The organism is Aeromonas sp. 600948, assembly GCF_049174875.1.
In the GTDB taxonomy this organism is placed as follows: domain Bacteria; phylum Pseudomonadota; class Gammaproteobacteria; order Enterobacterales; family Aeromonadaceae; genus Aeromonas; species Aeromonas veronii_A.
In genome coordinates this window covers 1-10,526 of sequence record NZ_JAAKTY010000039.1, presented here as the reverse complement: position 1 = coordinate 10,526, position 10,526 = coordinate 1, and the positions used below count along the sequence as shown (strand labels likewise).

General features: G+C 58.0%; 10 protein-coding genes and 1 tRNA gene. 6 read left to right on the top strand and 5 right to left on the bottom strand.

Translation table 11 applies throughout. The annotated features are described in order from the left end of the window. Positions 1-688 precede the first annotated feature (688 nt). Positions 689-776 (bottom strand) — tRNA-Ser (locus G5182_RS19985). A 197-nt stretch (positions 777-973) separates the two neighbouring features. Between G5182_RS19985 and G5182_RS19980 the strand changes: the two genes are divergently transcribed. Further along, positions 974-1,723, top strand: coding sequence for a DsbA family protein (locus G5182_RS19980; protein ID WP_421254660.1), 750 nt, complete (start codon positions 974-976; stop codon positions 1,721-1,723). Between the two features lie 296 nt (positions 1,724-2,019). Then, positions 2,020-2,922, top strand: coding sequence for a TSUP family transporter (locus G5182_RS19975; RefSeq protein WP_421254659.1), 903 nt, complete (start codon positions 2,020-2,022; stop codon positions 2,920-2,922). Here G5182_RS19975 and G5182_RS19970 read toward each other — a convergent pair. Together G5182_RS19970 and hemL are read right to left on the bottom strand one after the other, a co-directional pair. Next, positions 2,837-3,652, bottom strand: coding sequence for a hypothetical protein (locus G5182_RS19970; protein WP_421254658.1), 816 nt, complete (start codon positions 3,650-3,652; stop codon positions 2,837-2,839). The two genes, G5182_RS19975 and G5182_RS19970, sit on opposite strands and share 86 nt — an antisense overlap. A gap of 217 nt (positions 3,653-3,869) precedes the next feature. Then, positions 3,870-5,156 (bottom strand): glutamate-1-semialdehyde 2,1-aminomutase, encoded by a 1,287-nt coding sequence (hemL, locus tag G5182_RS19965; protein WP_421254657.1) that lies wholly within the window; start codon positions 5,154-5,156, stop codon positions 3,870-3,872. A gap of 244 nt (positions 5,157-5,400) precedes the next feature. Between hemL and clcA the strand changes: the two genes are divergently transcribed. From clcA to erpA, 3 genes are all read left to right on the top strand, one after another. After that, entirely contained in the window at positions 5,401-6,789 is a 1,389-nt protein-coding gene (gene clcA, locus G5182_RS19960; RefSeq protein WP_033136489.1) for a H(+)/Cl(-) exchange transporter ClcA, read from the top strand. Positions 6,790-6,880: 91 nt separating this feature from the next. Further along, positions 6,881-7,576, top strand: a complete 696-nt coding sequence (locus tag G5182_RS19955; RefSeq protein ID WP_005343032.1) for a DUF6776 family protein — start codon at positions 6,881-6,883, stop codon at positions 7,574-7,576. Positions 7,577-7,663: 87 nt separating this feature from the next. Then, a complete protein-coding gene (gene erpA, locus G5182_RS19950; protein ID WP_005340225.1) occupies positions 7,664-8,014 on the top strand; it encodes an iron-sulfur cluster insertion protein ErpA in 351 nt (116 codons plus the stop codon). Between the two features lie 138 nt (positions 8,015-8,152). Here the strand turns inward: erpA and nhaC are convergent, their stop codons facing one another. After that, positions 8,153-9,562 carry a Na+/H+ antiporter NhaC gene (nhaC, locus tag G5182_RS19945; protein WP_227341474.1) on the bottom strand — a complete coding sequence of 470 codons (1,410 nt, stop codon included), beginning with the start codon at positions 9,560-9,562 and terminating at the stop codon, positions 8,153-8,155. A 301-nt stretch (positions 9,563-9,863) separates the two neighbouring features. Here nhaC and G5182_RS19940 point away from each other — a divergent pair, with 301 nt between their 5' ends. Then, on the top strand, positions 9,864-10,073 hold the full coding sequence (locus tag G5182_RS19940; RefSeq protein ID WP_005357820.1) for a hypothetical protein: 210 nt from the start codon (positions 9,864-9,866) through the stop codon (positions 10,071-10,073). Here the strand turns inward: G5182_RS19940 and G5182_RS19935 are convergent. Next, positions 10,068-10,340 (bottom strand): late competence development ComFB family protein, encoded by a 273-nt coding sequence (locus tag G5182_RS19935; RefSeq protein ID WP_005343036.1) that lies wholly within the window; start codon positions 10,338-10,340, stop codon positions 10,068-10,070. The genes G5182_RS19940 and G5182_RS19935 overlap by 6 nt on opposite strands. Between the last annotated feature and the right edge of the window lie 186 nt (positions 10,341-10,526).

Below are 10,526 nucleotides of genomic sequence, written 5' to 3'. Positions count from 1 at the left end.
CGAACTCAGAAGTGAAACGCGGTAGCGCCGATGGTAGTGTGGCATTCGCCATGCGAGAGTAGGACACTGCCAGGCACTCAATTTAAGAACCCCGCTCATCGAGCGGGGTTTTTTATTGCCTGCAATTTATTGAATCGTCTGATATTTGACCTGACTTATTCCTTTCTTCTGTTTTTATTGTTACTCGCTGTTGTCTTTCGGTTCAACGAATAGCCTGATGTTACGCTTTTACGCTTTCTTCATGTAAAGCAGTTACTCTGTATGGCAGGGCTGGCATCGCCATAGCCCGTGAATCCCATGATCGCCTATACGTCGTGATCTCTTGCTTGGGAGCTCTGCTTCCTGAGTTAGCTGCTCCCTCTTTTTAAGCCGCAACCCCATCGTCCCTGCTTTTCTATGACTGTATTAATCGGCCCTGACTTTATTCCGAAGAGGGGTTATTGGTGGTACCAACATGCAGGAGTTGTGGTCGCTGCGTTGGTCCTTGTTGTTTGGGGTAATAAGGAAATGGGAAGGGATACGCGCTGGAGCGTAGAGGTTCGATGTTGATAGGGGATCTTGTGGTGGCTTTTGAGCCTGCAGGTGGGAAAATTAATGGGGAAGGCTAATGTGTTGAGCTCTATGAGGAGTGGCAAATCGCAGGCAAATAAAAAGCCCACGCAACATGGTTGCATGGGCTCGGTATAAATGGCGGAGGAGGTGGGATTTGAACCCACGGATGGTCGCCCATCGCCGGTTTTCAAGACCGGTGCATTCAGCCGCTCTGCCACCCCTCCGCAGCAGTGCGGCGAATATTACCATGCTGATCCGGCTTGTAAATCCCTGTCCGGTTTGATTGCTGGTTAATTGCGCGAAATGACATGAAAAAGTGGCAATCAGGGCGCATAAAGCGCTTTTTTGGCCAGATAGCTTGACTTGAAAACAGACTCAACCACTATAGTGGCCTCTATCATATCCTCTGCAAGATAACGTTATGACTATTAAAAATGCCCTGTTTTGCGCGCTGGCTGGCGTGACCCTGCTGGCGACGCCAGTACATGCAAGCGAGCTGACCAAAAGCGATGTCGAGCAAATCGTTCGCGACTATCTGGTCAAGAACCCCGAGATCCTGGTCGAGATGTCCAATGCCCTGCGTGCCAAGCAGGAGAGCCAGCAGGCCGAGAGTGACAAGGCGCTGATCAAGGCTCACTCCAAGCAGCTTTATGCCAATCAGGATCCCGAGATGGGGAATCCGAAGGCATCGCTGACCATTGTAGAGTTTTTCGATTACAACTGCGGTTACTGCAAGCGGGCCCATCCGCTGGTCAAGCAGCTGATGGCGGAAGATAAAGATATCCGTTACATCTACAAGCAGTTCCCCATTCTGAGCGAGTCCTCCTACTTCGCCGCCCGTGCTGCGCTGGCGGTCCAGTTGGGTCAGCCTGACAAGTACCAGGCGTTCCACGAGAAGCTCTATAGCCATCAGGGCCCGCTCGCAGATGAAGCACAGGTCAAGCAGTTGGCAGTGGCGGCCGGTGTGGACTGGAGCAAGGTGGAAGCCAAGATCAAGGATGGCAGCATTGACCAGAACCTCGGTACCAACCGTGCGCTGGCTGAAGCGCTCGGTATCTCCGGTACCCCGGCCTTCATCATTGGTGATCAGATCCTGCGCGGTGCCCCCCGTGATCTGGCCAGCCTGATGGGGTTTATCAAGGACGTGCGTGCCGGCAAGAGCATTCAATAGGCAGTTGTCCTGGTCGAGGCCCCTGCACCCCGGCCAGATACAGAAAGAGGGTCGGTATCACTACCGGCCCTCTTTTTTATTATGTCCTTTGGCACAAGTGGTCGTCGCGAAAGGACCATAACAACGTGCTCAGGACCCGGCCTGTTGGCCTCAGTAACAAGTATTAGCAGAGTCGTTCGGAGTCTATTGATAAATATTTCACCTTGCAGAGGCGTGTCGTGAGCATTGCTTAATTCCGGTCAAGATTTTTTCTGCTGCTTGCCTTAGAATCGCCGCCCGTTGCAGGAGAAACCCCTATGTTAGTTGATATTTTACGGCTGGTTTTTATAGCCGGAGGCCTCGTATTCATCTTTATGCTGGTGCAAGCCTGCTGGCGGAAGAAGCAGAGTGGATCCTTTGAGGCGACCCCCTTCTGGCCGGTGGCGTTGATCGGTGGGGTTGCCAACTTCCTCGATACCCTGGGGGTGGGCAGCTTTGCGGTAAAGACCGCCTGCTACAAGCAGTTCAAGCTGATCGATGATCGGGTGCTGCCGGGTACCCTCAATGGGCAGTGCGTGCTGCCGACCGTGACTCAGTCGCTGATCTTCGTCGGTGCAGTCGCGGTGGATCCGCTGACGCTGATCAGCATGATGATGGCCGCCGCAGCGGGCGCAGCTTGGGGGGCTCGCCATGTGGCCTCGTTTGATCGGCAGACCATCCGGCTGGTGATGGCTATCTCCTTACTGGTCGTCGCAGGGCTTATCTTTGTCGGTCTGCTGGGGCTTTTCCCTGTAGGCGGCGATGCGATGGGGCTCAGCGGCTACAAGTTGGCGATTGCCCTGCTTGGCAATTTCATCTTCGGGGTGCTGATGAATGTCGGTATCGGCTTGTTTGCCCCCTGCATGACGCTGGTTTATCTGCTGGGGATGAACCCGCTGGCGGCGTTTCCCATCATGATGGGCTCCACCGCCGTGCTTAGCGTCTTCTCCGCAGGCACCTTTATCCGCAAAGGGGCGTTTGATGCCAAGGCGGTGCTGGCGGTAGCCATCTTCGGTCCCATCGGTGTGGTGCTGGCCGCCATGCTGGTCAAATCCATGGATATGGAGATGCTGAAGTGGCTGGTTGCCTTTATCGTCATCTATACCTCCTGGACCATGTACGCCTCCTGGCGGGCGGCGCGTCGCTCCTCTGTGCAACTGGCGGTGGAGAGCGCAGGCTAGCCTGTACCAGTGCCGCTTCGGCCTTGGCCCCCAGAAAAACATAGAGGCCAAGCGCCAGCAGCAAACCCACCGCACACCCCATCACTCCGACCGCTGGCCAGAGCAGCTCGCTCTGGCCGAGCGAGCCTTTGAACAGCAGCAACAGCCCCTCGATGGAGACCGCGATCAGAATGGCGGCGATAAAGCGGGTGATGGTGCGGCGAATGGCGCTGTGGCGGAAGATATCCTTATGCAGCAGTACCTCCTCTTCCAGAATGGTCTTGCCCAGATCGAACACCGCCAGTGCCAGCGTCAGGAAGATGATGGCGCTAAAGGCGCCGAGCTGGTTCTGCTGCTCGCCGCACAATAGCTGGTAGAGCTGCTCCAGCCCGTGCCAGATCAGGGTGGCAACGATGAGAAACAGCGCCATGCTCAGCACCACATAGACCGCCTTGAACCAGGGCATGGCGCGGCGGCGCTCCCTGTCTCCCATCAACCAGCCAATCAGCTGATTAAGACAGACGGTGATCTCCCGTCCTCGCCCCTGCACGATAAGGTGCAGCCGGTTATGGGCGGCCGGTGCCACAGGCTGGATGTACATCGGCCCCTGATAGTGGTCAATGCTGATGACAAAGGGATACCCCTTGAGCGAGGCAAGGGGGGCGCTGAGCAGCCCCTGCAGTAGCGGGGTCAACTCCTCCTGATACTCCTGATAGCGCCGCAGCACATCGATGGGGCTCATCTCTGCCATATGGACCTCGGTGACGTGGGCTCTTGTGGTGAATGTGCAAATAGTGGGCCTGCTTTATGACAGGGATGGCAGGGCTAGTTGCACCAGAGGATGACAAATCGGTGGATGACGAGGGAGTAATGCACCAGAAGTGGGCGTATCGATGCCCTGTCTGGTGATGAAGGCACTGCAATAGAAAAGGGCCCATGACGGGCCCTTTGCGACAACCTACGGCGATTTAGCCAGCCAGCTTGGCGAAGCTGCGTTCGGCGGCATCCAGGGTATGTTCGATCTCCTTGTCGCCGTGAGCCAGTGACAGGAAGCCCGCCTCGTAGGCGCTCGGCGCCAGATAGACACCCTCTTCCAGCATGAGATGGTAGAAGCGCTTGAAGCGTTCCATATCGCAGCGAGTAACCTGCTCGTAGCGGGTGATTTCGGGCTCGTCGGTGAAGAAGAAGCCGAACATGCCGCCGACATAGTTGATGGCGAGCGGGATGCCGTGCTTGGCGGCGGCCGCCTTCAGTCCCTCGGCAACACGAGCCGTCTTGGCGCTCAGCTGCTCATAGAGACCCGGCTCCAGCAGCAGATCCAGCATGGTCAGACCGGCAGCCATGGCTACCGGGTTACCGGAGAGAGTTCCCGCCTGATAGACAGGGCCGGTCGGGGCGATGTGCTGCATCACCTTCTTCTTGCCGCCGAAGGCGCCAACAGGCATGCCGGCACCGATGATCTTGCCAAGGGTGGTGAGATCCGGGTCGATGTTGTAGTGACCCTGAGCACCGCGCAGGGAGACGCGGAAGCCAGTCATCACCTCGTCCAGGATCAGCAGGGCACCGAACTCGTCACAGATGGCGCGCAGCTCTTCCAGGAAACCGGGGACCGGCGGGATGCAGTTCATGTTGCCTGCGACCGGCTCGACGATGATACAGGCAATTTCGCTGCCGTACTGGGTGAAGGCTTCACGCACCGAATCCAGATCGTTGAAGACGCAGGTCAGGGTGTGCTTGGCGAAATCGGCCGGAACGCCCGGGCTGTTCGGTTGACCCAGGGTCAGGGCGCCGGAACCGGCCTTGACCAGCAGGGAGTCGGCGTGGCCGTGGTAGCAGCCCTCGAATTTGACGATCTTGTCGCGGCCGGTGTAGCCACGGGCCAGCCGGATGGCGCTCATGGTGGCTTCGGTGCCGGAATTCACCATTCGCACCTGCTCCATGGAGGGGACGATCTGGCGCACTTTCTCTGCCATCAGCACTTCGATCTCGGTCGGCGCACCGTAGCTCAGTCCCTTCTCAACGGCCTTGATGACGGCGGCTTTGATGGCCGGGTGGTTGTGACCCAGCAGCATGGGGCCCCAGGAGCCGATGTAATCCACGTAGGCCTGACCATCCACATCATAGAGATAGGCGCCATCGGCGTGATCGATGAAGCGGGGCGTGCCGCCGACCCCATTGAAGGCGCGGACCGGTGAGTTGACGCCACCCGGAATGGTCTGGCGGGCCTGTTCAAACAGCTGATCTGATTTTGACATGGATCATCCTTAATGGGATTTTGGTCGTCACACAGGGGAAAGCAGCCGATTGAGACTCGGCAGGCCGGAGCATCAGGAGTATGCTTTGCGCTCTCGCCACCCGGACTCTCGGTCTGCTCCCGTGACAAAAATTTAACGGGCCGACTATAGCAGAAAGCCCCAGCCCTGGGCAGCCGAGCAACGCGCCGGGTGATCCTGATCTCAGCTAGCTGACGATATGGTTTTTCCAAGTTGGTGTAACAAGATGGCGCAACAAGCTCTCTCCTCTGAAGCCGATACCTCTTCGCGGGGGCCGCTTTCCCGCATTATCCGGCAAGACAAGATGCCCTTGCTGGTGCTGCTGCTGGCGGCGCTGGTCGGTACCCTGGCCGGACTGGTGTGCGGTCTGTTCGAATCTGGTGTCCACTGGCTGGCAGAACAACGCATCGCCTTGCTGGCCGACCGCCCCTGGTGGCAGCTCGGTCTGCTCGGCTTTGGCTTCAGCGCCTTGTTGGGATTTGTCGGCTACTTCCTCACTCATACCTTTGCCCCGGAAGCGGGTGGTTCCGGGATTCCCGAGATCGAGGGGGCGATGGACGATCTGCGCCCGGTGCGGTGGTGGCGAGTGTTGCCGGTCAAATTCTTCGGCGGCATCTGTACCCTGAGCTCCGGCATGGTGCTGGGGCGGGAGGGACCTTCGGTACAGATCGGCGGCAACCTCGGCAAGATGGTGGCGGATATCTTCCGGCTGCCCAAGGAGCATGGCCATGCCCTGTTGGCCGCCGGTGCGGCGGGAGGTCTGGCAGCGGCCTTCAATGCGCCGCTGGCGGGCATCCTGTTCGTGATGGAGGAGATGCGACCGCAGTTTCGCTACTCCTTTCTGGCCATCAAGGCGGTGGGGATCTCCGCCATCATGGCGACCCTGATGCTGCAGAACATGAAAGGTCAGGGGGCGGTGATCACCTTGCCTCACTACGATGCGCCAGCCCTCAAGGCGCTCTGGCTGTTCCTCTTTATGGGGGCCACCTTCGGGGTGCTGGGTTTTGTCTTCAACAAGCTGGTGCTTGCCTGTCAGGATGGTTATCTGGCGCTGCATCAGAACAAGCGCCACCGTTTCGTGGCCATCGGCATGCTGGTCGCCGGAACGTTTGGTGTGCTGTCGCTGTTTGCTCCCGCTGTGACGGGGGGCGGCACAGAGCTTATTCCCCATCTGATGGGGGATGAGTATGCGATGGCGACCCTGTTCCTCATCTTTTCGGTGCGGCTGGTCGCGACCCTTATCTGCTTCTGCTCCGGTGCCCCGGGCGGGGTGTTTGCGCCGACCCTGGCGTTGGGCACCTTGTTTGGCGTGGTGTTTGGCCATCTGTTTCATGCGGCGTTTCCGGAGCTTGGCATCGAGCCCGGCGCCTTTGCCATCGCCGGAATGGGGGCTCTCTTTGCTGCCACCGTGCGCGCCCCCATCACGGGTATCGTGCTGGTCACCGAGATGACCGACAACTATCAGCTGATCCTGCCGATGATGATTACCACAGTCGGGGCGACTCTGGTTGCCCAGTGGCTGGGTGGCCGGCCCATCTATTCCCAGATCCTGGAGCGAACTTTACGGCTCGCCGCGCGTCAAAAGCGGGGTGATGGCAGTGCCACGGCCAGTTAATTTTTCCCTTTATCGCCTTTGGCCCCGGTCAGGGCGGTATAGTGAAGGGAGAGGCGCTGCCGTAAATGGCGTGATAACGGGATGAGGGGCTATGTCCAATCTATTGAAGTTATTGGTCGTGTTAGCCGTTGGCGGGCTCATTGGTTACTTTGTCGGTAACCGTCAGGAGCTGGCCCAGAGCAGTCTGTTGGTGGTACAGCAGGAGACGCTGGATCGTCAGGGCAAGGCTATCGGCCAGCTCAAGACCGAATTGGGGGTGAAAGATACCCAGCTGGCGACCCAGAAAGCGGCCTTCGAGCAGTTGCAGACCACCCTGAAGAGTCAGGAGGCGCAGGTGCAGGAGCTCAAACGCCAGTTGGCCTTTTTCGAGCGGATCATGCGCCCCACCGGCGAACAGGTGGGGGTGGTGATCGACAACCTGACCCTGCAGGAGACCAGCATTCCCGGTCGTTACCACTACCGTCTCGCCCTGACCCAGCCCGCCAAAAAGCGGGAGCTGTTCCGTGGTCAGGTGCAGATCCGGGTCGAGGGGAGTCTGGCTGACAAGCCGAAGACGCTAACCGGCCGCGATCTCGGGATGAAGGTGAGCGAGTGGCGTTATGCCCTGCGTTATTTCCAGCTGCTGGAAGGGAATTGGCAGTTGCCGGAAGGCTTTGTGCCGGATCGGATCCGTGTCACCATCAACAAGGATGGCAGGCAACCGGCGCAAGAGCTGCTGGTTGAGTGGGGCGAGGTGATCAAGCCGCTGGTCGCCGCACCGCCTGCTCCGGTTCCCGCTGCCGGTTAAACGTGGTGAATACTTGAACTGAATGGTCGGGTATTGGATAATTTCGCGGTTTCCATGTTTGTGGATCTAATGGTTGTGAGGTCAGTAATGAGTGCAGTAGCAGAAGCCCCGCTGCCCATCCAGATGACGGATGCGGCGGCCAACAAGGTGAAGAACCTGATCACCGAGGAAGAGAATCCCGAGCTGAAGCTGCGGGTATACATCACGGGTGGGGGCTGCTCCGGTTTCCAGTATGGCTTTACCTTTGATGAGAAGATCAACGACGGAGACACCGTAGTCGAGAAGAATGGCGTCACCATGGTGATCGATCCCATGAGTCTGCAATATCTGGTAGGCGGCAGTGTGGATTACACCGAGGGTCTGGAAGGTTCGCGCTTCACCGTGACCAACCCCAATGCCACCACGACCTGTGGCTGTGGCTCCAGCTTCTCCATCTGATCGGCATTATCGGTCTGATGACACGGCTCTCGGCAACGAGGGCTGTTTTTGTTTGTGGGCTCTGGGATGACGGTAAAACAGCATCCCCCCTGAAACAACAAAGGCGCCTTGGTGGCGCCTTTGTTGTTTCAGGATGGCTTAGCGGGAGCTTGCCGCCGCGACCAGCGGGGTCCGGTTCACTGCCTTGCCCATGTAGGCGAGGGTGATGGTCACAATGATGCAGGTGAAGCTCAGCCACATGTAGGGCAGGTAGTCGAGGGTTGCGACTCCTAAAACCCCTGCCATGAAGATGCCGTTGTCGCTCCAGGGCACCATGCCGCAGGTGAGGGTGCCGCCAAACTCGGCGTTGCGAGAGAGGTTCTTGCGCGCCAGTCCCAGTCGGTCGTAGTTCTTGGCCATGATCTTGGGAGTCAGGATCAGCGACACATACATGGCTGAGCCGAACACGTTGGCCAGAAACGCGGTGCCGATGGTGTGGCTGGTCAGGCTGCCGACGCTATTGATGCGCTTCTCGAAGGCGCTGGCGATCACTTCCAGAATGCCGACCTTCTCCAGCAGGCCGCCAAACCCGAGACCGAAGATGATGACCGCGACCGAGCCCAGCATGGACTCCATGCCGCCGCGACCGAGAATGTTGTCGATAAAATCGATGCCGGAGGTGATGGCAAACGGACTATAAGCTGAGTGCATCGCTTTGACCGGATCCATGCCCTGGAAGGCGATGGCCCAGATCAGGCCCAGCAGGGCGCCGAAGCTGATCACCGGGAAGGCGGGCTTGCGGTTGGCCAGCAGACCCAGCACCAGCACCACGGGGACTATGGCCAGCGGGGTGATGTTGAACTGGTTGTCGAGAGCCTCCATCACCAGATTGACCTGCTCCAGGCTGACATTACCCGAATACTGCATGCCCACCACGGTGAACAGCACGGCGGTGATGACATAGGAGAGCAGGCTGATAGGCAGCATCCCCTTGATATGCTCCACCACGTCGACGTTGGACATGGTCGAAGCCAGCACTACTGAGTCGGAGAGCGGAGAGAGCTTGTCACCAAAATAGACGCCGGAGAGCACGGCACCGGCTACCAGCGGCGCAGGCACGCCGAGGCTGTGGCCGATCCCCATCATGGCGATACCGGCGGTGGCGGCAGAGCCCCAGGAGGTGCCGGTGGCCAGCGAGGTCAGGGAGCAGATGATCAGGGTCGCCAGCAGGAAGATGGACGGGTGAATCACCTTGAGGCCGAAGTAGATGATGCTGGGGACTATGCCACCGGCAATCCAGGTGCCGACCAGAGCACCGACGGAGACCAGGATCAGGATGGCCCCCATTCCCTTGGCAACGCCGTCAACGGCTGCCTGTTCCAGGGATTTGTAATCGTGGCCGAGTTTGATGCCAAGCCCCATGATGACGAACCAGGCGATGAACAACGCCAACTGGATCGGCAGATCGAGCACGCTGGTGAACGAGAATGCCAGGGCCAGGAAAATGGCCAGACAGGCAAACACCTGTGCCATGCCCGGTAGTCGGATGTGGTTTTGTTGGTTTTGCATAGATACTTCCTAAACTCTTGCTCGCCAAGGTCACTCCCTCTCGTCCTGTGGATACATCGATCCCGAGGAGGCAACCCAAAAAGAGGCCGCAATCTACCACAAACCCGGCGGGTTAAAGCCCCATCAAATTGGCAAAAATGCACATTTGATTGAAAAAATCACAAATTAGTTGATCTCATAACCCGTTTTTGAGCGGCCTGTTGACACAAGGGGTTACATATGAATCCCGCTTGTGACGCCACTTGCATCCCCAGCAGATGAAGATGATAATTATTATCAATTGTTGATTGGGGAGAAAACAATGCGCTGGATATTGCGGGGTATGATGTTGCTGGTGGCGGTGGCCGTACTCGCATGGGGTCAGGATAAAGAGTACGGCACCTGGAGTGCCGGTTTTCTGCTGGCTGCCTGGGTGATGCTGGAGCCCGGATTGCGGCCCGCCTTGATCTTGCTGCCAGTGGCCGGGTTGACCGGTATCGTTACCCTGCTCTGGCAGCAGCCCTGGTTATGAGCTTTTGACGGGAGCCTGCTTGATCTTCTGCTGTGCCACCTTGAGCGATTCGACCACCAGCTTTTCCATTTCGGTGCGCTTGGCGTCGGTCAGGAAGTAGATCATGTCGACATTGTGTCGAATATAGTGGGCCGGAAGCTGGTTGAGGGTGAGGCAGCAGAGGTCGGCCATCTGATCGCTGTTGAGTTTTTGCTGCAGCCCCTGTTTCTCAATCTCCTTGAGCACCAGATGTTCGTAAAAGTTGTGAATGTCGGTATCCAGTATCATATGCGTTCCTTGGCATGACGATGAGCGGGCAGTCGTCAAAAGCATAGCCATAACAAGGAGTAAAAACAAAAGGCCCATCACTTTCGTGATGGGCCTTTTGCGTAATGAATGGTGCGAAGAGAGGGACTCGAACCCTCACATCCGTGGGACACTAACACCTGAAGCTAGCGCGTCTACCAATTCCGC